The sequence below is a fragment of the Blastomonas sp. CCH9-A1 genome (assembly GCF_001557175.1).
Classification (GTDB): Bacteria; Pseudomonadota; Alphaproteobacteria; order Sphingomonadales; family Sphingomonadaceae; genus Blastomonas; species Blastomonas delafieldii_A.
The window spans coordinates 16,709-39,922 of record NZ_LSHM01000070.1; the positions used below are offsets into that span (position 1 = coordinate 16,709).

Annotated in this window: 19 protein-coding genes; 7 read left to right on the forward strand and 12 right to left on the reverse strand. The window is 64.9% G+C overall.

The window, feature by feature from the left end; translation table 11 throughout:
• Positions 1–13 precede the first annotated feature (13 nt).
• The 3 genes from AX725_RS18100 to hflK form a co-directional block, all read right to left on the reverse strand.
• Positions 14–1,540 carry a Do family serine endopeptidase gene (locus AX725_RS18100; RefSeq protein WP_196490654.1) on the reverse strand — a complete coding sequence of 509 codons (1,527 nt, stop codon included), beginning with the start codon at positions 1,538–1,540 and terminating at the stop codon, positions 14–16.
• A 145-nt stretch (positions 1,541–1,685) separates the two neighbouring features.
• Positions 1,686–2,537 carry a protease modulator HflC gene (hflC, locus tag AX725_RS18105; RefSeq protein ID WP_060977615.1) on the reverse strand — a complete coding sequence of 284 codons (852 nt, stop codon included), beginning with the start codon at positions 2,535–2,537 and terminating at the stop codon, positions 1,686–1,688.
• The gene (gene hflK / locus AX725_RS18110) at positions 2,537–3,652 is read right to left on the reverse strand and encodes an FtsH protease activity modulator HflK (protein ID WP_208597852.1); all 1,116 of its coding nucleotides are present in this window, start codon (positions 3,650–3,652) and stop codon (positions 2,537–2,539) included. Before hflK ends, hflC begins: the two co-directional genes overlap by 1 nt.
• A gap of 185 nt (positions 3,653–3,837) precedes the next feature.
• Here hflK and AX725_RS18115 point away from each other — a divergent pair, with 185 nt between their 5' ends.
• The 4 genes from AX725_RS18115 (at position 3,838) to AX725_RS18130 (ending at position 9,960) form a co-directional block, all read left to right on the forward strand.
• Positions 3,838–4,830: an Mrp/NBP35 family ATP-binding protein gene (locus tag AX725_RS18115; protein ID WP_060977646.1), complete on the forward strand. Its 993-nt coding sequence runs from the start codon at positions 3,838–3,840 to the stop codon at positions 4,828–4,830.
• A 4-nt stretch (positions 4,831–4,834) separates the two neighbouring features.
• Entirely contained in the window at positions 4,835–7,138 is a 2,304-nt protein-coding gene (locus AX725_RS18120; protein ID WP_060977613.1) for a xanthine dehydrogenase family protein molybdopterin-binding subunit, read from the forward strand.
• A gap of 26 nt (positions 7,139–7,164) precedes the next feature.
• Positions 7,165–8,163, forward strand: a complete 999-nt coding sequence (hemH, locus tag AX725_RS18125; RefSeq protein WP_060977612.1) for a ferrochelatase — start codon at positions 7,165–7,167, stop codon at positions 8,161–8,163.
• A 213-nt stretch (positions 8,164–8,376) separates the two neighbouring features.
• Complete coding sequence (locus tag AX725_RS18130) at positions 8,377–9,960, forward strand: helicase HerA-like domain-containing protein (RefSeq protein ID WP_066115100.1); 1,584 nt, start codon at positions 8,377–8,379, stop codon at positions 9,958–9,960.
• Positions 9,961–10,096: 136 nt separating this feature from the next.
• Here the strand turns inward: AX725_RS18130 and AX725_RS18135 are convergent, their stop codons facing one another.
• Positions 10,097–10,525 (reverse strand): CBS domain-containing protein, encoded by a 429-nt coding sequence (locus AX725_RS18135; RefSeq protein ID WP_060976906.1) that lies wholly within the window; start codon positions 10,523–10,525, stop codon positions 10,097–10,099.
• Positions 10,526–10,669: 144 nt separating this feature from the next.
• On the opposite strand from AX725_RS18135, the gene AX725_RS18140 reads away from it, so the two are divergent.
• Positions 10,670–10,960 carry a hypothetical protein gene (locus AX725_RS18140; protein WP_060976907.1) on the forward strand — a complete coding sequence of 97 codons (291 nt, stop codon included), beginning with the start codon at positions 10,670–10,672 and terminating at the stop codon, positions 10,958–10,960.
• 13 nt (positions 10,961–10,973) lie between these two features.
• Positions 10,974–11,381 carry an acyl-CoA thioesterase gene (locus AX725_RS18145; protein WP_060976908.1) on the forward strand — a complete coding sequence of 136 codons (408 nt, stop codon included), beginning with the start codon at positions 10,974–10,976 and terminating at the stop codon, positions 11,379–11,381.
• Between the two features lie 85 nt (positions 11,382–11,466).
• Here the strand turns inward: AX725_RS18145 and AX725_RS18150 are convergent, their stop codons facing one another.
• From AX725_RS18150 to AX725_RS18165, 4 genes are all read right to left on the reverse strand, one after another.
• Complete coding sequence (locus tag AX725_RS18150; protein WP_060976909.1) at positions 11,467–12,234, reverse strand: alpha/beta hydrolase; 768 nt, start codon at positions 12,232–12,234, stop codon at positions 11,467–11,469.
• Between the two features lie 208 nt (positions 12,235–12,442).
• Complete coding sequence (locus AX725_RS18155) at positions 12,443–12,634, reverse strand: helix-turn-helix transcriptional regulator (RefSeq protein WP_060978614.1); 192 nt, start codon at positions 12,632–12,634, stop codon at positions 12,443–12,445.
• The gene (locus AX725_RS18160) at positions 12,631–13,053 is read right to left on the reverse strand and encodes a hypothetical protein (protein WP_060978615.1); all 423 of its coding nucleotides are present in this window, start codon (positions 13,051–13,053) and stop codon (positions 12,631–12,633) included. Before AX725_RS18160 ends, AX725_RS18155 begins: the two co-directional genes overlap by 4 nt.
• Positions 13,053–13,232, reverse strand: coding sequence for a hypothetical protein (locus AX725_RS18165; protein WP_060978616.1), 180 nt, complete (start codon positions 13,230–13,232; stop codon positions 13,053–13,055). The genes AX725_RS18160 and AX725_RS18165 overlap by 1 nt, the downstream gene beginning before the upstream one ends.
• A 574-nt stretch (positions 13,233–13,806) precedes the next feature.
• Here AX725_RS18165 and thrS point away from each other — a divergent pair.
• A complete protein-coding gene (thrS, locus tag AX725_RS18170; RefSeq protein WP_060977441.1) occupies positions 13,807–15,804 on the forward strand; it encodes a threonine--tRNA ligase in 1,998 nt (665 codons plus the stop codon).
• A gap of 148 nt (positions 15,805–15,952) precedes the next feature.
• On the opposite strand, the gene AX725_RS18175 is transcribed toward thrS, so the two are convergent.
• The 4 genes from AX725_RS18175 to AX725_RS18190 all read right to left on the reverse strand — a co-directional run bounded on the left by AX725_RS18175 (position 15,953) and on the right by AX725_RS18190 (position 23,199).
• A complete protein-coding gene (locus AX725_RS18175; protein WP_060977382.1) occupies positions 15,953–19,264 on the reverse strand; it encodes a TonB-dependent receptor in 3,312 nt (1,103 codons plus the stop codon).
• Positions 19,265–19,707: 443 nt separating this feature from the next.
• Positions 19,708–20,982 carry an ATP-dependent Clp protease ATP-binding subunit ClpX gene (gene clpX / locus AX725_RS18180; protein ID WP_023838127.1) on the reverse strand — a complete coding sequence of 425 codons (1,275 nt, stop codon included), beginning with the start codon at positions 20,980–20,982 and terminating at the stop codon, positions 19,708–19,710.
• A gap of 163 nt (positions 20,983–21,145) precedes the next feature.
• Positions 21,146–21,772 (reverse strand): ATP-dependent Clp endopeptidase proteolytic subunit ClpP, encoded by a 627-nt coding sequence (gene clpP, locus AX725_RS18185; protein WP_060977383.1) that lies wholly within the window; start codon positions 21,770–21,772, stop codon positions 21,146–21,148.
• A 62-nt stretch (positions 21,773–21,834) separates the two neighbouring features.
• Positions 21,835–23,199: an MFS transporter gene (locus tag AX725_RS18190; RefSeq protein WP_060977384.1), complete on the reverse strand. Its 1,365-nt coding sequence runs from the start codon at positions 23,197–23,199 to the stop codon at positions 21,835–21,837.
• Positions 23,200–23,214 lie beyond the last annotated feature (15 nt).

Genomic DNA, 23,214 nt, shown 5'->3' on the forward strand with positions numbered 1-23,214 from the left:
GAAAAATTCGCCGTTACTTGGTGCGCAGGCGCACCGGCAGGAACTGCGGCTGGCCGGTGCGGCGCTGCACGCGCAGCAGCACGGCCTCGCGATTGGCCGAGCGCGCCTCGGCGATCACGCGGTCGACCTCGGCCGAGGTGACCACCGGACGGTTGTTGATCGACAGAATCACGTCACCGCGACGGATACCCTTGGTTGCCGCATCGCCCGACGGATCGACCGCCGCCACGACCACGCCCTTGATCTCGGGCGGCACGCCGATCTGGCGCGCGATCTGCGGCGTCAGCTCGGTCACCGCCATGCCCAGCGCCTGGCGGGTGGCGGTTTCGCTGTCCTGCTCATCCTGATCGGAGAAATCCTCTGCCGCTTCGGGGTTGAAGGTCTGCGCGGCGAGCTCTTCCTCGCTCGGACGGCGGCCCACGGTGGCGTTGAGCGTCAGCCGCTCGCCATTGCGGATCACGACCACCGGGATCTTCTTGCCCGGCGCGGTATTGGCGACAATGAACGACAGCGTCTGGTCGGGCGTGACATCCTTGCCATCGACCGAAACGACGACGTCGCCCGCTTTGATACCCGCCTTTTCGGCAGCCTCGCCCGGCTCGACGCGCTGGACGAACTCGCCGCGACGCTTGGGCAGGCCGAGCGATGCCGCAAGGTCATCGGTCAGCGGGTTGATGCCGATGCCCAGATAGCCGCGCTCGATCGCAGCACCACTGCGCAGCTTCTCGACGATCGGGGCGGCGACCTCTGCGGGAATCGCAAAGCCGATGCCGACGCTGCCGCCGGTGGGCGAGATGATGGCGTTGTTGATGCCGATGACATTGCCGTTGAGGTCGAACATCGGGCCGCCCGAATTGCCCCGGTTGATCGCGGCGTCGGTCTGCAGATAGCGGTCATAGGCGCCGCCCTGGCCGGTATTGCGATAGACCGCCGAGATGATGCCCGAGGTCACCGTGCCACCGAGGCCGAAGGGATTGCCGATCGCGATGATCCAGTCGCCGACGCGCGTCTTGGTCGAATCGCCGAAGCGCACGAACGGGAAGGGCTTGGTGCCGCTGATCTTGAGCACGGCAAGGTCCGACTGCGGATCGCGGCCGATCAGCCGGGCGGGATATTCGGTGCCGTCGGGCATGGTCACGGTGATCGATTCGACCGACGCATTGCCCTCGGCGGCGATCACGTGATTGTTGGTGACGACATAGCCGTCGGCCGAGATGATGAAGCCCGAACCCAGCGACTGCGCCTCGCGGGTGCCGCCGCCACCGCCCTCGGGTGCGCCGAACAGGCCGCCGAACGGGGTTCCGGCAAACGGGTTGTTGGGCACGCGCACGCGCTGGCGCGTCGAGATATTGACCACGGCAGGCTGCAACTGCTCGGTCAGATCGGCAAAGCTCATCGGCGCGCCGGGCCGGGGAGCGGCGGCGAGCATCGCGCTCTGGTCGTTCTGCGCCACCTGCGCGCCCAGCGGCTGGCCGGTCGCCAGAACGATCGCGCTGCCACCCAGCAAAAGGGCCGACGTCACTGCATAGGCATATCGCACGTACAAATCCTCTTCATCCACAAGAAGCGACCATCGGCGTGCCCCAGAACGCCGGAAAACCGGCACACGCCATGGCAATATTCGGTTTGCAATCCACGCCTGAACGCAGATTGAATGGCGGGCGCGCATTCACGCGCCCAGGCTGTTATCGGTTCCCCCGACCCTGAAATTCCCGCAGATATTCGTTGTTCGGCGACAGGATGATCGAGGTGTCGCCCGATCCGCCCAGGAACGTCCGCTCATAGCTCTGCATCGCGCGGTAGAATTCATAGAAGGACGGATCCTTGCCGAAGCTGTTGGCATAGGTACGCGATGCGGATGCATCGGCTTCCGCCCGGATGATCTGGGCGTTCTTCTGACCCTGCGCGGTGATGGTGCGCGCCTCCTGCTCGCGCGCGGTGCGCATGCGCTGGAAGGCGCTCTGCAGCGGCGTGCCCTGGGGCAGGTCGGCGCGCTTGATCTGCACATCGACGATCTGCGCGCCGTACTGCGCCGCGATGCGATCGAGCCCGGCCTGGATGCGGTCCATGATGCCGCCGCGCTCGGGGCTCAGCAATGCCGCGAACTGCCGCTTGCCAAGCTCGTTGCGCAGCGCCGAACCCAGGATCGGACGCAGCTCTGCCGCGACCCGTTCGACGCTGCCGGCGGACACGTACATGCGCTCGGGATCGACGATGCGGAAGCGGGCATAGGCGTCCACCTCTAGCCGCAGCTGGTCGGTGGAGAGCACCTGCTGCTGCTCCATCTCGACCGCAATCACGCGCTTGTCGACCCACACGATCTGTTCGGCGAAGGGAATGCGTGCGATCAGGCCCGCACCGGTCTTCCCGAATTCCTCATTGTCGCGATAGACGTTGAAGGTGCGCACCGGCTGACCGAAGCGGACGATTACCGCCTGCTTGGTCTCGGGCACGATCGCGACCGAGCTGGCGATAACGATCAGCAGCAGGGCGAGAAGGCCCAGCAGCAGCATGGGGCGTTGCATCAGGCCGTTCATCAGTTCGACCCTCCCTGCGCACGCGGGGCTTCCACGGTGGTGCTCTCCTGCATCTTCTTGCGCAGCTCGGGCAGCGGCAGATACGGGGTCACGTTGCCCGGTTCGATGATCGTCTTGTCAAGCTTGGACAGCACGCGCTCCATGGTCTCGTAATACATGCGGCGGCGCGTCACTTCGGGCGCGAGGCGATATTCCTCGTACACCTTGTCGAACGCAGCGGCCTCGCCCTGGGCAGCGGCAGTGAGCTGCTGCGCATAGGCGCGCGCCTCGTTGAGATAGGTCTGCGCTTCCTGCTGCGCGGCGGACACGGCCTTGAACGCCTCGTTCACCGCTTCGGGCGGGTCGGCCTTCTTGATCGCGACGCCCTGCACCTGGATGCCCGAACGATAGCTATCGAGCAGCTCCTTCATCCGCTGCTCGACCTTCTGCTCGACCTCGATACGGCCGGGGCCGATCGCATCGTCGAGCGTCACTTCGGCGACGCTCGCGCGCATTGCGGCCTCGGCGGCTTCGCGGATCGTCGCCTCGGGATCGGCGAGCTGGAACAGGTAGAGCGTCGGGTCCTTGATCGTCCAGCGCACCGAATAAGCGAGATCGACCAGATTCTGGTCGCCGGTGAGGATTAGGTTTTCCTGCGTGCCGGCCGCCGGAATATCGATGGTGCGGATGTTCTGCACGTCGACGGTCTCGAACGATTCGATCGGTGCGGGAAGCGTCAGCGCAATGCCGGGCTCGACCGTGCGCGAATAGCTGCCGAGGAAGGTGACGACGCCGCGCTCCTGCGGACCGACACGGTGGAAGCTCGACAGCACCAGCCAGGCGACTACGACCACGCCGATCGCGATCGGCACATAGCTCTTGCCATTGGGGCGCTTGGGCAGGCCGCCAAAGCCGCCGCCCCTGAAACCGCCACCGCCGCCGCCACCGGGACGACGCTTGAACAGATCCTCGATATTGCTGGGCTTGCGACCGCCATTGCCGCCATTGCCCGAGGGCTGCCAGGGGTTGCGCGGACCGCCACCACCATTGGAACCGCCGTCGCTGCCGCCCGAACCGGAATCGCCGGAGCCGCCCGAACCTCCCGATCCGCTGCCCCAGGGGCTGTTATTGGCCATCGTCAATATGCGGGGGAACCACCCGGTCAGTCTTGTCATAAGACCTTTATAGGTTGTGCCTTCGCAAAAAACAGGGGGTTCGTGCGCTTGTATTGTGCGTTGGCCCGCATTTCGTCTAGGCGGGGCGAAACGTCCACGGACAGGCTGGCCGGACGAGCGGATATCGCATGAAGCGCGAGGGAATGATGGCAGAGCTGAACGAGATCGAAGCCGTAGCGACAGGTGCCAGCGAGGGTCGGGCGAGCGCGGTGAAACTGCGCGAAGGCGGCGTGGTATCGCTGGTGCTCGACGTCGCCGGGCTCGACGGGCTGGCGCGCGACAGGCTGGAGATCGCGGTCAAGGGCGCGCTGCTCAAGATCGAGGGGGTGACGAAGGTGCAGGTCGCGATGACCGCCGAGCGTCGCCCGCCCCGGCTGATCGTGGTGGGCTCGGGCAAGGGCGGCGTCGGCAAGTCGACCTTTTCGGCCAATCTCGCGGTCGCGCTGCACCGTGCGGGGCGCAAGGTCGGGCTGGTCGATGCCGATATCTATGGGCCCAGCCAGCCGCGCCTTTTCGATTGCGAGGACGTGAAGCCCACCGCGCGCGACCAGAAGCTGGTGCCGGTGTCCAACGACTTTGGCGTGCCGATCCTTTCGATGGGGCATCTGGTGCAGCCTGGCCAGGCGATCGCGTGGCGCGGGCCGATGGCGGGCAATGCGCTGGGCCAGCTGATCGACGCGCATTGGGGCGATGTGACCGACATCATCGTCGACCTGCCGCCGGGTACGGGCGACGTGCAGCTTTCCATGCTGCAAAAGCACAAGCCCGCCGGCGCGGTGATCGTGTCCACCCCGCAGGACCTGGCGCTGATGGATGCGGTGCGCGCGATCAGCCTGTTCGAACAGGGCAACGTGCCCATTATCGGCCTGATCGAGAACATGGCGGGCTATGTCTGCCCGCATTGCGGCGAGCTGTCCGATCCGTTCGGCATCGGCGGCGCGGAAGCGGCGGCAAAGTCGATGAACCTGCCGTTTCTTGGCCGTGTGCCGCTCGACATGGCGATCCGCAAGTCGTCGGACGCGGGCGTGCCGCCGGCCTCGGGCGAGGGGCTGATCGCCGATGCGTTCGGCAGCATCGCCGCGCGCATCTCGACCTGGATCGACAACCGCTTCGGTGAGCGGTCGGGAGTGGGGGGCTGAGCGCATGGCGCTGATCACGCGGCGCGGGCTGCTGATCACGGCGGCGGCCGGGGCGGGGCTGACCGTCGCCTGGACGCTCTGGCCGCGCCGTTATGACGATCCTCCTGGCTTTGCCGAGGGCGAGGCGGCGTTCGGCGCTTTCCTGCGCATCGCCACCAACGGCACGGTGATCGTCGGCAACCCGCATTGCGAAATGGGCCAGGGCACAGGCACCGTGCTCGCGCAGATCGTCGCCGAGGAACTGGGCGCGGACTGGCGGACCATCGCGCTCGAGCCCGCGCCGCCCGCCCCGGTCTTCGCCAACAATCGGCTGGCGAGCGAATGGATGCCGCTGCTGATGCCGACCGGCTGGACGCTGCAGCCCGACGAGAACGACATCCTGATCAAGCGCTGGGCGGCGATGCGCGATTTTGTCGTGACCGCAGGCGATACCGAAGTGACCGCCTACGAGCCGGGCTATCGCGCAGCGGCGGCGACCGCGCGCGCGATGCTGTGCCAGGTGGCGGCGGATCGCTGGGGCGCGGCGGTCGAGGAAACCGACACCCGCGACGGCTTTGTCGTCTGGGGCAACGAGAAGCTGCGCTTTGCCGAGCTGGCGGAGGAAGCGGTGGGCTATCCCGTGCCCGATCCAGCACCCTTGCGCACCACCCTGCCCGGCAATGTCCGCGCCGAACCGATCGGCGATGCGCCCCCGTTCGCGCGGCTCGATCTACCCGCCAAGGTCGATGGCAGCGCGAGCTTTGCGGGCGATGTCCGCCTGCCCGACATGGTCTATGCCGCGATCCGCCAGGGGCCGGTCGGCGCGGTGCGGCTGGAAAGCGTCAGCCGAAAGCCGGCAGACGGCGTCACCGGGCTGATCGATGTGGTCAAGGGCGAGGACTGGGTCGCTGCGGTCGCGACGAACTGGTGGGGCGCGGACAAGGCAGTGCGGTTGCTGCGCCCGCGCTTTGCTTCGGTCGGCGGCAGGCTCAGCGGTGACGAGATCGCCGAAAGGCTCGACAAGGCACTCGACGGGCCGGACAAGGGCGGGCGCACCGGCTATCGCCTGTTCGCGCGCGGCGAGGAGGATGCAGGCTTTGCTTCCGCCAAGGGCCTGGCGGCGCGCTATGCCATCGCCGCTGCGCCGCATGCGACGCTGGAGACCGGCGCGGTCACCGCGCGCTTTGCCGATAATCGCCTCGAACTCTGGATCGCGAGCCAGGCCCCGCAGGTCGCGCGCCGCCGCGCCGCTGCCGCGCTCGGCATTCCACACGCCAATGTACAGATCTATCCGATGCCCGCAGGCGGATCGTTCGACCGCAGACTCGACGACGATCTCGCCGCGCCTGCTGCCATCCTCGCCCGCGATCTGCGCCGCCCGGTGCAGCTGATGCGCTCGCGCCTGGAGGAATCGGCGCGCGATCCCGTCCGCACGCCGGCTGCCGCGCGCATCGCCGCGCTCACCGATACCGAGGCGAATATCCGCGCGCTTTCGATCAAGATCGCCTGTCCGCCCAGCGCGCGGGAGTTCGCCCAGCGCCTGTTCAACGACGCCCACCCCACAGAGGCTATCGAGGCGACCAGCGGCGAGGCCGACCGCATGGCGGTGGCAGGCGCGATGGTGCCCTATGACATCCCGCACCTTGCCATCGATCATTATCCCGTCCGCATCGACGTGCCGACGGCACGCTGGCGCGGCAATGCGGCGAGCTATGGCGTTTTCGTCACCGAGACGTTTATCGACGAGCTGGCCGCGCGCGGGCGCCGCGAACCGCTGTCATATCGGGTGCAGATGCTGGGGCAGAATATCCGCCTCGCCAATTGCCTGACGCGCGTGGCGGGGCTGGGCGAATGGGATGGCGGCATGGACAATAGCGGCCAGGGGGTCGCCTGCTGTTCGTGGAATGGCGCGCATATCGCTGTAATCGCCAGCGCCTCGCGCGCGAGCGACGGCGCAGAGGGCGGCACCGGGCGCGGCGGCTTCCGGGTCGAGCGGCTTTCCGCGGTGGTCGATGCCGGACGCATCATCAATCACGACATAGCCTTGCAACAGATCGAGGGCGGCATGATATTCGGCCTTGCGATGGCGATGGGGTGCGCCACCGGCTGGACCGATGGCTATCCCGATGCCAGAGCATTGAACGACCTTTCCCTGCCGCTGCTCGCGGACATTCCGGAGATCCGTGTGGACCTTATCGAAAGCCAGGAGCCGCCTGCGGGGCTGGGCGAGATCGGCGTGCCCGCCGTGGCCCCTGCCATCGCCAACGCGCTGGCCTCTGCGACCGGCCTGCGGCTGCGTCAGCTGCCCCTGCTATCAGGTGGCCTGTGAGCGAAGCTGAAATCTCCCGTTCGGGCATGGCCCCGCCGCCCGAGCATCCGCCGATCCTGAAGCCGAAGGTCGGCGTGCTGCTGATCAACCTGGGCACGCCCGCCGCGCCGACGACCAAGGCGGTGCGCGATTATCTGGGCGAATTCCTGTCCGACAAGCGCGTGGTCGAGATCCCGGCGATCGTCTGGCAGCCGCTGCTGCGCGGCGTCATCCTCAACACCCGGCCGCAGAAATCCGCCGCCGCCTATGCCGAGGTGTGGACCGATCACGGATCGCCGCTGATGGTCTATTCGCGCCGCCAGACCGAGGCGCTGCAGCAGCGGCTGGGCGACGGCGTGCTGGTCGATCTCGCGATGCGCTATGGCCAGCCGTCGATCGAATCGCGCCTCACCGCGATGAAGCAGGCGGGCTGCGACCGCATCCTGCTCGCGCCGCTCTATCCGCAATATTCGGGCGCGACGACGGGCACCGCCAATGACAAGGCGTTCGAGGTGCTGCAGGCGATGCGCTGGCAGCCCGCGATCCGCACGCTGCCCGCCTATCATGACGACCCCGCGCATATCGAAGCGCTCAAGCGCAATATCGAGCATGCCATCGCCTCGCTCGATTTCGAGCCCGAGGAGATCGTCACCAGCTTTCACGGCATGCCGCTGCGCACGCTGCATCTGGGCGATCCCTATCACTGCCAGTGCCGCAAGACCGCGCGCCTGTTGAGCGAGGCGATGGGGCGCAACCTGATCGTGTCGTTCCAGTCGCGCTTCGGCCGCGCCAAATGGCTCGAGCCCGCGACCGACGCGACGCTCGAGGCGCTGGGCAGGAAGGGCGTCAAGCGCATCGCCATCGTCGCGCCCGGTTTCTCCGTCGATTGCCTCGAGACGCTCGAGGAACTGGCGATCCAGGGCCGCGAGCAGTTCGAGCACGCGGGCGGCGAGAAATTCGCCTACCTGCCGTGCCTCAATGCGAGCGAGGAAGGCATGGACATGCTCGAGACGCTGGTGCGGCGGGAATTGGGGGGGTGGGTGTAACCTTTGAAGCCCTCTCCCCTTTAGGGGAGAGGGTTGGGAGAGGGGCATGCGCGACTCAGGCCCCTCTCAGCTTCGGCTAATCAGCAAGCTGATAAGCCTCCGCATCTCTCCCCTGAAGGGGAGAGAGCAGGCTTTTACACACCCCCACCCTCGACTTGCCCCCGTTCGCGCGGCATATCATTCGCAACATCATCTGCACGGGGAGCCTTTGCCATGTCCGACATCTTTCTAGGCCTGGGCGGCGGCGAGAAGCAGATGCTCATCCTGTCGCGCGCCAACCGGCACGGGATGATCGCGGGGGCGACCGGCACCGGCAAGACCGTCACGCTGCAGGGCATTGCCGAGAGCTTCTCTGCCGAGGGCGTCCCCGTCTTCGTCGCCGATGTGAAGGGCGACCTCGCCGGAATCGCCATACCTGGCTCGCCGACCCACAAGGCGCACGAAAAACTCGTCGCGCGCGCGGCCGAGATAGGGCTCGAAGGTTTTGCCTATTCGGACAATCCCGCCGTGTTCTGGGACCTGTATGGCGAGCAGGGCCATCCCATTCGTACCACGATCAGCGAAATGGGGCCGCTGCTGCTCGCGCGGCTCATGGGCCTCAACGACACGCAGGAAGGCGTGCTCAACATCGCCTTCCGCTTTGCCGACGAACAGGGGCTGCTGCTGCTCGACCTCGCCGATCTGCAATCGGTGCTCGCCTATACCGCCGAGAACGCCGCCGAGCTGTCCGCGCGCTTCGGCAATGTCACCAAGGCGAGCGTCGGCACGATCCAGCGGCAGTTGCTCCAGCTCGAAAGCCAGGGTGCGGCGCAATTCTTCGGCGAACCTGCGCTCGAGATCGACGATTTCCTGCGCTGCGACGAGCAGGGCCGGGGCTATATCAACGTGCTCGCCGCCGACAAGCTGATGCAGAGCCCCAAGCTCTACGCCACCTTCCTGCTGTGGCTGCTGTCCGAACTGTTCGAGACGCTTCCGGAAGTGGGCGACCCCGAAAAGCCCAGGCTCGTCTTCTTCTTCGACGAGGCGCATCTGCTGTTCGATGACGTGCCGGAAGCGCTGGAAGAGAAGATCGAGCAGGTCGTGCGCCTGATCCGCTCCAAGGGCGTGGGCGTCTATTTCGTCACGCAGAACCCGATCGACATTCCCGAAAAGGTCGCAGGCCAGCTCGGCAACCGGGTGCAGCACGCGCTGCGCGCCTTCACCCCGCGCGACCAGAAGGCGATCCGCGCCGCCGCCGATACCTTCCGCATCAACCCCGATCTCGATGTCGCCACCGCGATCACCGAGCTCAAGGTCGGCGAGGCTTTGGTCTCGACGCTGCTGGAGGACGGATCGCCCTCGATCACCCAGCGCACGCTGATCAAGCCGCCGCGCTCGCGGCTGGGGCCGCTCAGCCCCAAGGAGCGCGCGATCATCCAGTCGGTCTCGCCGCATGACGGCAAGTACGACACGCGCGTGGAGCGCGAATCGGCGATGGAGGTGCTGGCGCAAAAGGCTGCCGATGCCGCTGCCGTGGCCGAGGAGGTCGAGGCGAAAGGCAAGGAAGAGGTGGCCAAGCAGCCGCGCAAGACCACCTCGGTCTGGGCCAAGGCGGGCAATGCCGCAGCAGGCGCTGCGGCGGCATCGGCAGGCGCGGTGATCGCAGGCGCGCTGCGCGGCAAGAAGAGCAGCGCGCGCCCGGTCGCGTCGGCGGCCAGCGCGGCCGCGGGCGAGGTCGCCACCGAGATCGGCAAGGCGTTCGGCTTTCCGGGCCTCGGCCGCTTCGCGCGCAACCTGCTCGGCGGACTGATGCGATAGGCTTACGCAGCGAGGGTTGCGCACACGTCCCTCGACTTCGCTCGGGACAAAACGGAGGGGGGTGCGTCTCGCCTTTGAACGACCTTTTCCGAGTTCCCGAGCGAAGTCGAGGGACGTCGGGACCCAATCCCCCGGTTCAAACGCTCTGGATATAATCCCTGAGCGCCGCCGCCTCGCTTTCGATCTTGTCGATGCGATACTTGACCAGATCGCCGATCGACACAAAGCCGATCAGCGTCGTCCCCTCCACCACCGGCAGGTGGCGGATGCGCCGCCGGGTCATCAGCGACAGCGCGGACATGACCTGGGTATCGGGCGTGACCGTGATCGCCGGCGCGGTCATCGCCGCCTCGACCGGCTGGTCAAGCACTTCGGGCCCGTGGGCGTGCAGCTTGTAGACCAGGTCACGTTCGGAAAAGATGCCCACCACCTCGCCGTCGCGCACGATGGGCAGCGCGCCGATGCGTTTTTCCGCGAGCAGGTTGGCGGCATCGCGCACCGTGGCGCTGCACGCGCACTGGTGGACGGTTCCGTCGCGGCCGGAAAGGATATGGGCAATCGTCATGGCAGGCGCTCTCCTTGGGCACGGCCCGGTCGCCTTCTGGGGAGGCAGCGCCGAAACATGAGCGCCGCCAGAGCGACTCAAGGCAGAAGCATCGTCCCACGAAATGCTTGGAAAGAAAAGCCGCGAGCACCTATATCCCTGCCCATGCCGCGCTATTCGAATCTCGATGACCCTGCCTATGCCCGTTTCGCCTGGGGCCGATACTGGCGGGTGATGGGCTGGATGACGGCGGTGACCACGCTGGCGATCGGACTGATCCTGGGCACCCTGTTCCTGCTGCACGGGCTGGTCTCGATCCATCTCTATATTGCCGCAGCGCTCGGCATCGGCTTTACCATGCTGCTGACGGCGGCGCTGATGGGGCTGGTGTTCCTTTCCAGCGGCACCGGCCATGACGAATCGATAGACGACGCGCTCGATCCAGACGCGCCTTGAGGGGGTCTTTTTCATGTCCGAACCGACCGGATCGCTGACCGCGGGACGCGAACCCGTGCTGCGCGTGGTGCCCGCGCCTGCCGACATCAATTCGAACGGCCATATCTTCGGCGGCTGGGTGCTGGCGCAGATGGATATCGCAGGCGGCATCGTCGCCGGGCGCGAGGTGCAGGGGCCGTGCGCCACCGTTGCGATCGAGACGATGCAGTTCCTCGCGCCGATCCTGCTGCGCGACATCATCTCGATCTATGGCGAGGTCGAGCGGGTGGGCCGCACCTCGATCGCGATCCGGCTCGACGTGATCGCCACGCGCGGACGCGATGCGAAGGAGGTGCGCGTGACCAGCGGGCTGTTCACATTCGTCGCGCTGGATGAGAACCATCGCCCAAGGCCGATCGTGCGCGAGACTCCCCTGGTCTGATCGTCATTCCCGCGAACGCGGGAATCCCGCTTCTTCACCAACCGATGTGCAAAAGCGGGACCCCCGCCTTCGCGGGGGTGACGGGTTAGTTGCGGGCAATATCGGCCAGCAAATTCCCCACCGTCTGCAGCAGCAGCGCGATGTCGCCATCGCGCGACAAGCGGTGGTCGCCATCCTTGATCAGCAGCAGTTGCACGTCGGCCGATCGCAGCTGCTTGGCCGTTTCCAGCGCATATTGCCACGGCACGTCGGCGTCGTTCTGCCCCTGGATCAGCCGCACCGGGCCATCATAGGCGATCTCTCCAATCAGCACGCGGTTGCCCTCGCCCGATTGCCAGAACTTGCGCGTGGTCACCATCGGCTCGGGCCCGTATTCGCTGACCCGCTCAAGCCGCCCTTCGGTGAGGATCGTCATCTTCTCTTCCTGGGAGAAACCCCACATGGTGAAATCGGGTGCGGCGGCGATGCCGACGATTCCCGCGACGCGCTGCGGCCGGGCCAGCGCGACCAGCAGCGCCAGCCAGCCGCCCATCGACGATCCGATCAGCAGCACCGGCCCGCTCACCACCGTATCGATCAGCGCGAGCACGTCATCGCGCCAATCGGCCAGCGCCTGGTCCTCGAACGCCCCGCTGCTCGCCCCGCACCCGGCATAATCGAAGCGCAGCATCGCCAGGCCCTGCGCTCCCGCCCAAGCATCGAGCGCCAGCGCCTTGGTGCCGGTCATGTCGCTGGCATAGCCGGGCAGGAAGACGAGGGTGGGGGCATCCGCGCGCTCGGGCGCGGCGCGGCGGAACGAATAGACAAGGCGCGGCCGATCGGCGCGGTCGAGAAACGAGAGGCTGTTGGTCATGCGCTGCGGCTTAGCCGAGCATCGCCGATCTGGCCAGCCGCACCGCATCCGCCTCTCCCTTGATGGGAGAGGCGGCGAGACTTGCCAGCTTGCTGGCTAGTCGCAGCGGTGAGGGTGATCGTGCGTTCTGGCACCCCGGCATCATCCCGCACCCTCACCCCCACCCAACCCTCCCCCTCAGTCAAGGGGGAGGGCTTTGAAGAGCCATTCAATCGCGCATGAAGATCGCCTCGATCGGGACGCCGAACAGGTCGGCGATGCGGAAGGCGAGCGGGAGCGAGGGGTCGTATTTGCCGGTTTCGATCGCATTGACGCTCTGGCGCGAGATGCCGAGCGCATCGGCCAGATCGCCCTGCGTCCAGTCGCGCTCGGCGCGCAGCACCTTGAGGCGGTTCTTCATCCGCAATCCCCTGCATCGCCAAAGCCGAAGCGGTTGACGAGCTGGCCGATCGCCAACCCGAGGCACCACATCGGGAAGACAAAGAACACCGGCATGTTCGGAATTTCGGGCGAATAGAGCTCCAATATGCCCCAGACGCTGGTGATCGCGAGCGTGAGCCCGGTGGCGACCAGCATCTTGCGCACCTCGAGCATGCGCAGATATTCGTCGTCGAGCTCGACGAGCAGCCGCGCCATCGCCCAGAGCCAGCCGAGCACGGCAAGCCCCGGCAGCAGTGCCATGCCGATGGTGAGCCCGTTTGCGGGCGCATTGTCCACCACGATGAAGGTCGCCAGCGCGATGCTCGCGACATAGGCAAAGGTGATCGGCACGAAACGACGGACATAACGCCGCATCGCCGGATGATCCTTGGCGCGCATCAGTCGACTGCCTCGGAATTGGCGCAGCAACGGGCGTTGTTGATCGAGACGACGGCAAGTGCGGGCGTGATCGCCAGCATCACTTTCATCGCGTCGTCGGATACCAGACCATAGACGTTCAATATGGCAAGACCGAGCATCGGCAGGGCCCAGCAGAGCGCGAGGAGATAGGCATTCATGGGTCAAGCTCCCTTGATTCGATGTAAAGGGTGTTTGTCATTTGGCGCGCCTGATGTCAAGAGTCCTTGATATTTTGATTGGGGTGGTTGTCACCCTGTTTTCCTCTCTCGATGGCAGGTAACCACGTTACGCCTCTCCCTTGATGGGAGAGGTAGCGAGACTTGCCAGCTTGCTGGCTAGTCGCAGCGGTGAGGGTGATCGTGCGACTGGGCGCGGCTTCGCGATGCATGCTTGATCCGGCGCCATCACCCCCACCCAAACCCTCCCCCATCAAGGGGGAGGGCTTTGCGGATAGCGCCCCATCGCCTGTAGTGACTCCTTCACCCTTAGCCGCTATACCGCGCGCATGGCGAGCAACCGCACCCTCACTAGCACCACCAGCACTCCGGGCGACCGGGGGCGGGGCTGCGTGGGCTGAAGGGCACGCGGCCTGCCACCCCGGAGCGGGTGGCGCGGCGTCGGCTCCTCCCGCACTTTCCGGCAGATCAAACAGGCGCGTAACCCCTTTTGGGGCGCGGCGCTTTGTGCCATGGCGCTGCGGAACAAATGGGCGGAACAACAGGAAACACGGCCATGTCCCAGCTTTTGAAGATCAGCCTGCCCGATGGTTCGGTGCGCGAGATGCCGCAAGGGTCCACCCCTGCCGATGTCGCCGCCGCGATCGGCCCCGGCCTTGCCAAGGCGGCGATCGCCGCGCGCGTCGATGGCGAACTGCGCGATATCACCCGGCCGTTCACCGGCGATGCGACGCTGGCCCTGGTAACCGCGAAGGACGAGGCCGATGCGCTCGAGCTCGCCCGGCACGATTTCGCGCATGTGCTGGCAGAAGCCGTTCAGAACCTGTTTCCGGGCACGCAGATCACCTTCGGCCCGTCGACCGATGACGGCTTCTATTACGATTTCGCGCCCAAGGACCGGCCCTTTACCGACGAGGACCTGCCGGGAATCGAGGCCGAGATGCGCCGCATCATCGCCGCGAACAAGCCGCTGCGCCGCGAGGTCTGGGACCGCGATGCGCTGATCGCGCGCTGGCGCGAGCAGGGCGAAACCTTCAAGGCCGAATGGGCCGCCGAGCTGCCTCAGGGCGAGGAAATCAGCGTCTACTGGTCGGGTGAGGACTGGATGGACATGTGCCGCGGCCCGCATCTCGCCTCGACCGGCAAGCTCGACCCGCAAGCGTTCAAGCTGACGCGCGTATCGGGCGCTTACTGGCGCGGCGACCAGCGCAACCCGCAATTGTCGCGCATCTACGGTACCGGCTGGCTCAACAAGAAGCAGCTCGACGCGCATCTGCTGCGGCTGGAAGAGGCGGCCAAGCGCGACCATCGCAAGATCGGGCAGGAAATGGACCTGTTCCACCTGCAGCAGGAGGCGCATGGGAGCGTGTTCTGGCACCCGCGCGGCTTCGTGATCTATCGCGCGCTCGAGGCCTATATGCGCCGCCGGCTCGATGCCGCCGGTTATCTGGAAGTGAAGACCCCGCAGGTCATGGACGCGCGCCAGTGGGAGCAGTCCGGCCATTGGGGCAAGTATCGCGAGAACATGTTCGTCATCCCCGACGAAGTACCCAATACCGAGGACGAAGGCCCGGTGGTGTCGAACGACGCCGCCTGGATGGCGCTCAAGCCGATGAACTGCCCCGCGCATGTGCTCATCTTCCGCCAGGGCATCAAGAGCTATCGCGACCTGCCCTTGCGCCTCGCCGAAATGGGCTGCTGCCACCGCAACGAGCCGCATGGCGCGCTGCACGGCCTGATGCGCGTGCGCCAGTTCACGCAGGACGATGCGCATATCTTCTGCCGCGAGGACCAGCTGGTCGACGAGATCAGCCGCTTCTGCGACCTGCTCGACGTGGTCTACAAGGATCTGGGCTTTGGCGATTATGCCATCAAGCTCGCGCTGCGCCCCGAAAAGCGTTTCGGCTCGGACGCAATGTGGGACTGGTCCGAACAGTCGATGCGCGATGCGGTCGCGGCGACCGGGCGCAACACGCCCGAATGGGGCTGGGAGGAGCTGCCTGGCGAAGGCGCGTTCTATGCGCCCAAGCTGGAGTTCCACCTGACCGACGCGATCGGCCGCACCTGGCAGGTCGGCACGATCCAGACCGATACCGTGCTGCCCGAGCGGCTCGATGCCAGCTATGTCGCCGAGGACGGCAACCGCCACCGCCCGATCATGCTGCACCGCGCGATCCTGGGCAGCTATGAGCGCTTCATCGGCATCCTGATCGAGCATTATGCGGGCAAGTTCCCGCTATGGCTCGCGCCGGTCCAGGCGGTGGTCGCGACGATCGTGTCGGATGCCGACGATTATGCGCGCGAGGTGGTGGCGGAGCTCCAGGCGGCGGGCATCCGTGTCGAGGAGGATCTGCGCAACGAGAAGATCAACTACAAGGTGCGCGAGCATTCGGTGGGCCGCGTGCCCAACATCCTGGTCGTCGGCAAGCAGGAGGCGGAGAAGCGCACCGTCGCGCTGCGCCGCCTGGGCGAACAGCAGCAGCAGTTCCTCTCGCTCGACGAGGCGGTGGCGATGCTGAAACAGGAAGCACTGCCGCCCGATCTCAAGGGCTGATCCGCCTTCGTAACGGTCAATGAAAAGCCCCCTGATCCAGCGTCGGATCAGGGGGCTTTTTCATGCCTGCGCTTCCGCGGGGTTCCGCTCAGGAAAAAGGGCGCGATGGTTACCCACCGCGCCCCCGATCCTCTCCCCGAGGGGAATATTAGAAAGTGAGGCGAACCCCGAAGCGCACCGCCCAGAGCGAACCGCGCAGGTCGACCGCCTCGGCCGGAGCCTGGAAGGTCGTGCCGGTGCGGTTGGCGAACTGATACTGAGCGCAGGTGTTGGTGCCCTGCGCAACGCAGGTCACGTTGGCCAGCGTTCCGTAATAGGGGAAACCGACCTGACGGATGGTACCCCAATCGGAGTCGAGCAGATTGAGCACATTCTCGACGTCCGCCAGCAGTTCGACCTTGGTGCCCAGGAAGAACGGAACTTCCTGACGCAGCGAGAGGTCCAGCTTGTTGTAGCGCGGCGACTTCCCGATGTTCTTCGGCGCGATGCGGCCCTGATACTTGTTCAGTTCGGAATTCTGCACGAAGTTCTGGAAGCCGGCAAAGTCGAAGTTCGCTGCATAGGTTACCAGCGGATCAGCCGTACGCGACGAGACATTGGGCACATACATCAGGTAGCGGTTGTTGGTGCCGGTGACACCGAAGACCGCCGAACGCAGGTTGCCCGATGCCTGGTCGGCAAAGGTGTAGCTGTAACGCTGACCAGACTGCGAGTTGAAGAACAGCTCGAACCGGGTCGTGTTGTCCCCGAACAGCTTGGCATCATAACCCATCACGATGCGGAAGGCGTCATCACGCTGGTAGTTGGAAATGCCATAAGCTGCGAAATTGGGATCAATGACGGCCGCGTTGGTGTAGTTGGAGAACGCCACCGACGAGGTGCCCGAGTTGGTGTCCTTGGCACGCTGATAGGTGTACGAAGCGCCCAGACGGAAACCGTTGTCCCAACGCTTGTCGACCCGCGCCACCACGTTCCAGCTGTAACCACGACCGTCGTTGGTCAGCAGGATATCGGTATTGGTGGTCGTGCCCTGGCCAGGCAGCGCACTGTAGCGCGGGCGGCCATCGGGGAGCACGCCGGTCGCCACCGAGCGCAGATCGGTCCAAGTCAGAGCGTCCTTGACCTTCGACCAGATGACATCGACGCCGAACTGCCAGTCGTCACCGAGGAAGCCGAGATTTGCGTTATATTCGAGCGTACCCGAAACGCGCCACTGCGACGGGATCTTGTAGTTCGGATCGAGCGCGTTGGTCGGTGCCTGCGCGGTGCCGGTGGTGCGGATCGCGTCAATCAGCGCCTGCGGAATGCCGGTGCCTCCCGAAACGTTGTTCAGCGTAGCTGCGCCAATCGCGTTCTGCTGCGCTGCCGACAGCCCGGCGATGCCCGAGACGGTGAACGTATCAGGAGCACCGTTCACGCCGGGAACGCGACGGACCTGGACGTTGCCCAGCGTCGGACCGGGGTTCGAATAACTGTTCGAGATCCAGACGTTCGGGTTGCCGCCACCGAACAGACCCGCCGAACCACGGAAGGTCAGGCGATCGGTGGGCTTCCAGTTCAGGCCGAAGCGCGGCTGGAACAGCTGGCGACCATTGAGGGTCTGGGCGTTGGTGAAGCCGTAGCGGTTGAAGAAGTCGTTGTTGACGAACGGACGATCGGGCGTGTCGAACAGGTCCCAGCGGAAGCCAGCAGTCACCACCAGCGTGTCGGTGACGTCCACGGTATCCTGCAGACCGAAGGTCCAGCTGTTATTCTCGAAATTGGCCGCGACCGTCTCGATACCACCACGCAGCGGTGCCGAGAAGTTCAACTCGTTCGCCTGGCGCGCCTGAAGACCGGCGATCGAGTCGAAATACCAGGCACCCGAGACGCGCTGGGCGAACAGGTTGCGGATATCCTGGGTCCGGCGCTCGGCGATCAGCTTGAGCGTGTGGTTGTTGAGCTGCAGTGTAGCCTGGAACTCGATATTCAGCGACTGTGCGTCGAGTTCGTTTGCCTGACGGCTGATGTCCGGGCCGAAGGTGAGCTGACGCTGGCCAACAGTACAGGCGAGCGCTGCCGCAGCCACGGTCTGGCCAGTGATCGGCGCAGGCGAGGTCGGGTCGAGACAGGTGCGGAACTCACCAAAGGACGCTGCGCCAAAAGGCTGCTGAATGCGCAGATAATCGGCATAGGACACGCGCAGCTGGGTCGAGAAACTGTCGGTCCACTGGTCGTTGAACTGAACGATGCCGAAATGGTTGGTCGCACCCTGGTTATAGTTGTTCGACAGGTACGAGAAGGTCGGGTTAGTCGCAGTCAACGCACCGATGCCGGTCTGGCCTGCGGTCACGTTGCCCTTGTTGTAGATATAGGTGAAAGTCGCGCGGTGGCCATCGGCGATGTTCCAGTCGACCTTGGCGACGAGCTTGTCGTCCTTTTCGGGAATGTTGCCGCCAATGCCCTGGGTGTCGAAATTATAGGCGCTCTGGGCGATCGCGCTGATGTTGCTGAGCTGGGCATCGGTAATACCGAGCGCACCAGGCAGGATCGGGGCAGGAATGATGTCCCGCAGCCGCTCATAGGTCACGGCGAAGAACAGCTTGTCCTTGATGATCGGGCCCGCCAGCTGAGCGGTGTAGATCTTCGATTCATAGGCACCGGTGCGGGTCACGCCGCGGGCGGTATCACCGCGCAGGCTGTCATCGCCGTAATAGAAACCGGCCAGGCCCGAGAAGCTGTTGCTACCCGACTTGAGCTGTGCGTTGAGCGCGCCGCCCTGGAAAAAGCCCTGCTGGATATCGACGGGGGCGACTTCGACCGAGAATTCGCCGATCGCATCGAGCGGAACCGGGCCACGGGTCGAAACCAGGCCGCCCGCTTCGAGACCGAAGGGATCGCCGAAGGCAACGCCATCGACGGTGAAGCGGTTGAAACGGTTGTTCTGTCCCGCGATCGAGATTGCCCCGCCATTGGTGGGGTCGAGGTTCACGCGCGGGTCGCGTGCGGCGAGGTTGCGGATGTCGCGGTTGACGTTCGAGACGCCTGCGATGTCGCGCGCGCTCAGCACCGTGCCTGCACCCGATTCGAGCGGGGTGACATTGGCGACCGACGAGGCGGTCACGACGATCACGGCCTGCGACTGCAGCTCGACCGGAACGCGGAAGGGCTGGCCGGCCTGGAGGAAAATGTCGGTGACCGACGACTGTTCAAAGCCCGACGCGTTGACTTCGACGGTGAACGGACCGCCGAGACGCAGGCCGACGGCGCTGAAATTGCCGTCGCTGTCGGTTGTGGTGGTTGCGGTCGTGCCCGAGGGCGTGTGGATGATCTTGACTTCGGCGCCCGCCAGCGGCGCGCCGTCTCCGGTGACGGAACCACGGATCGACGAAGTCGTTTCCTGCGCATGCGCCGGTGCGGCCATGACGGTGGCCAGCGAAAGCGCCGCGGCGCTTGCCGCGAGATAATAGCGAATCTGCATGTGTCTTTCCCCGTTTCTTGCCACCCTTGGGACACTGGCGGCGATGAAAGCGCTCTCAAAAATCAAGAGATGAGCGGCGCACTAGGCGGCGCTAAGGACAGAAAAGCGAAATGAATGTGAAAGAAATATTACAGTTTTAAGTCACGATATGACAGGTTTGGCAGGAATCGTTCGCAGCTGCGTTAGGTCATTGAAATAACTATATTAATTGCTTGGATATGGCGTGTGTCAGCGGCGCGGCGGCATGTTGCCGTTGGCGCCGTCATGACGTTTTATTCGCAACTGCGGCATAAATGACACGCTGACGATCGTTGCAGCGGGGCGCACTGTCACATTTGCCCCGATCTGGCGACGAGTCGGGTGGATTCGAAAAGGGGACGCAAGGCCGATGGCCTGCGTCCCCTTGATAAGCTTAGATTTTCCGGTTTGCCGGAACGATGCGATCAGGCCGCGTCGCCTGCGCCAACCTTGTCCTTGGCGGCAAACACCTGGACCGGGTCCTTGCGGCCTTCGACCACCTCGCGGTCGACCACGATCTCGGCCACGCCCTTCATGCCGGGCAGCTCGAACATGGTGTCGAGCAGCATCGCCTCGACGATCGAGCGCAGGCCGCGCGCGCCGGTCTTGCGTTCAATGGCCTTCTTGGCGATCGCCTCGAGCGCGTCGTCGGTGAAGCTGAGCTCGACATCCTCGAGCTCGAACAGCTTCTGATACTGCTTGATCAGCGCGTTCTTGGGTTCCTTGAGGATCTTCACCAGCGCGGTGACGTCAAGGTCCTCGAGCGTCGCGATGACCGGCAGACGCCCGACGAATTCGGGGATCAGGCCGAATTTCAGCAGATCCTCGGGCTCGCCCTGGCGCAGCAGTTCGCCGGTCTTGCGCTCCTCGGGCGCGGCGACATGCGCGCCGAAGCCGATCGACTTGCCCTGCAAACGGTCGCCGATGATCTTTTCCAGACCCGCGAACGCGCCGCCGCAGATGAACAGGATGTTGGTCGTGTCGACCTGCAGGAATTCCTGCTGCGGATGCTTGCGTCCGCCCTGGGGCGGAACCGAGGCGGTGGTGCCTTCCATCAGCTTGAGCAGTGCCTGCTGCACGCCTTCGCCCGACACGTCACGCGTGATCGACGGGTTCTCGGCCTTGCGGCTGATCTTGTCGATCTCGTCGATATAGACGATGCCGCGCTGCGCCTTCTCGACATTATAGTCCGAGGCCTGGAGCAGTTTCAGAATGATGTTCTCGACATCCTCGCCGACATAGCCGGCTTCGGTCAGCGTCGTCGCATCGGCCATGGTGAAGGGCACGTCGAAGGTCTTGGCGAGCGTCTGCGCGAGCAGCGTCTTGCCGCAGCCGGTAGGACCGACGAGCAGGATGTTCGACTTGGCGAGTTCGACCTCGCCCGAGCCCTTGCCCGAATGGTTGAGGCGCTTGTAGTGATTGTGCACCGCCACCGAGAGCACGCGCTTGGCGCGGTCCTGGCCGATGACATAATCGTTGAGCACGTCGCAGATTTCCTGCGGCGTGGGCACTCCGCCATCCTTCTTGCCGGCGAGACCCGCCTTGGATTCCTCGCGGATGATGTCGTTGCACAGCTCGACGCACTCGTCGCAGATGAACACTGTGGGTCCGGCGATGAGCTTGCGCACTTCGTGCTGCGATTTTCCGCAGAAAGAGCAATACAAGGTGCTCTTCGAATCGGAACCGCTCAGCTTGGTCATAGCATTTCCTTCTGTTCCGGCTGCATTATGCCCGGAACGTAACGTTTCAGCCTAGTGCCTAAAATGCGAAATTCAACACGCAACACCCGTCCGGCAGACGGATGTTGCGGCGAATCCTGCATGGTCCAGGGCCTGCAGCGCCCCTGATAGGGCGCAATCCTTGTTAATTTCCTGCCTCGTCCGACGGAGCGGGACGCTTGTCCATGACATGATCGACCAGCCCGAATTCCTTGGCCTCTTCCGCTTCGAGGAAGGTGTCGCGGTCCATCGCCTTCTCGATTTCCTCGAGCTTGCGGCCGGTGAACTTGACGTACAGGTCGTTCATCCGCTTGCGAATGCGCAGAATTTCGCGCGCCTGGATCTCGATGTCCGATGCCATGCCGCGCGCGCCGCCCGAAGGCTGGTGCACCATGATGCGCGCATTGGCGAGCGCGGTGCGCATGCCGGGTTCGCCCGCAGCGAGCAGGAAGCTGCCCATTGATGCCGCCTGGCCGATGCACACCGTGCCGACGCGCGGACGGATATACTGCATGGTGTCATAGATCGCCATGCCTGCCGTCACCACGCCGCCCGGCGAGTTGATGTACATGAAGATGTCCTTTTTCGGATTTTCCGATTCCAGGAACAAGAGCTGCGCGACGATAAGCGAGGCCATGTTGTCCTCGATCTCGCCGGTCACGAACACGATCCGTTCACGCAGCAGCCGCGAGAAAATGTCAAAGCTGCGCTCCCCGCGATTCGACTGTTCGATGACAATCGGGACCAGGGCATCGCGGACGGTATCGTACATAAGGAAGCCTTCTTTCTGCGCTTTTGTTTCGACCGCCTAAATCGGCCTGTTTGCGCGCAAGTTCAAGCCCCGATGCGCTGCCCCCGCCCGACCATCAGCGTGGCGAGCGCGCCGCACAGCATCAGCACGCCCGCCAGCAATATGGCGTTGCGCGGATCGGAGCCAAGCAGCGGCGCATAGATCAGCGGCATGGTCATGGTCTCGATCAGCATGGGGATGACGATGAACATGTTGAAAATGCCCATATAAACGCCGATCCGTTCGGGCGGGATGCAATTGGCGAGCATCACATAGGTATTGCCCATCATGCCCGCCCAGCCCAAGCCGATGCCGATCATCGGCACGAACATCGCAAGGCGATTGTCGAGCATCGGCAGGCTCAGCATCGCAAGGCCCGAGGCAACGAGGCACAGCGCGTGCACCGGCTTTGCGCCGAACTTGCGCACGATCGGGATCAGCGCCAGCGCACCGAGGAACGACACCGCATTGTAAGCGACGCCCATCTGCTGCGCGGTGAGCGAGGCGGAGATGAAGTCCGCGCTCGACGCCTTTGCGCCCTCGCCTGCCGGAAACAATGTGCGCGAGACCGACAGCGCAATGAACTGCCAGTAGACGAACATCGCATACCATTGGCACAGCATCGCCCAGGCGAGCTGGCGCATCGGCCTGGGCATGGCGATGAACGCATCGCGTATCTCGGCGAGCGCCGCGCCTGCCCCCATCGGTTTTGCCGCCATCTCGGCGAGTTCGGCTTCGGAGAGCTTCAATTCGGGCACGCGCAGCACCGACCAGACGATCGTCGAGATCGACAGGATAGCGCCGATGACGAAGGCGATGCGGACGATCACCGGAATGCCGTTCATATCGACCAGGTTCTGGCTGATGCCGAAGCCGACGAGCAGGCTGGGCGCGGCATAGGACAGGCATTGCGCGAGGCCGGTGAACGCGCTCTGCACCAGAAACCCTGCGGGCCGCTGCCCAGGCTCGAGCCGGTCGGCGACATAGGCGCGATAGGGCTCCATGGTGATGTTGTTGCCCGCATCGAGCAGCCAGAGCAGGCTTGCGGCCATCCACAGCGCGCTCGAATAGGGCATCAGGAACAGGCAGAGCGAACAGATCACCGCGCCGATCAGGAAATAGGGCGTGCGGCGGCCGAGCTTCGAACGGGTGCGATCGGACAAGGCACCGACGATCGGCTGGATGAGAAGGCCCGTCATCGGCCCTGCCAGCCAGAGCAGCGGCATCGTCGCCTCATCCGCGCCCAGAAAGGTGTAGATCGGCGTCATGTTCGCCTGTTGCAGCCCGAAACTGAACTGCAGGCCGAAGAAACCGAGATTCATCTCGACGATTCGCGGCAGCGACAGCCGTGGCGGCGCGGGGCGCGGCGCGGCGAAATCGTCGGCGGAAGCGTGCGTGGCGCTGGTCATCACCCTCTCCTTGTC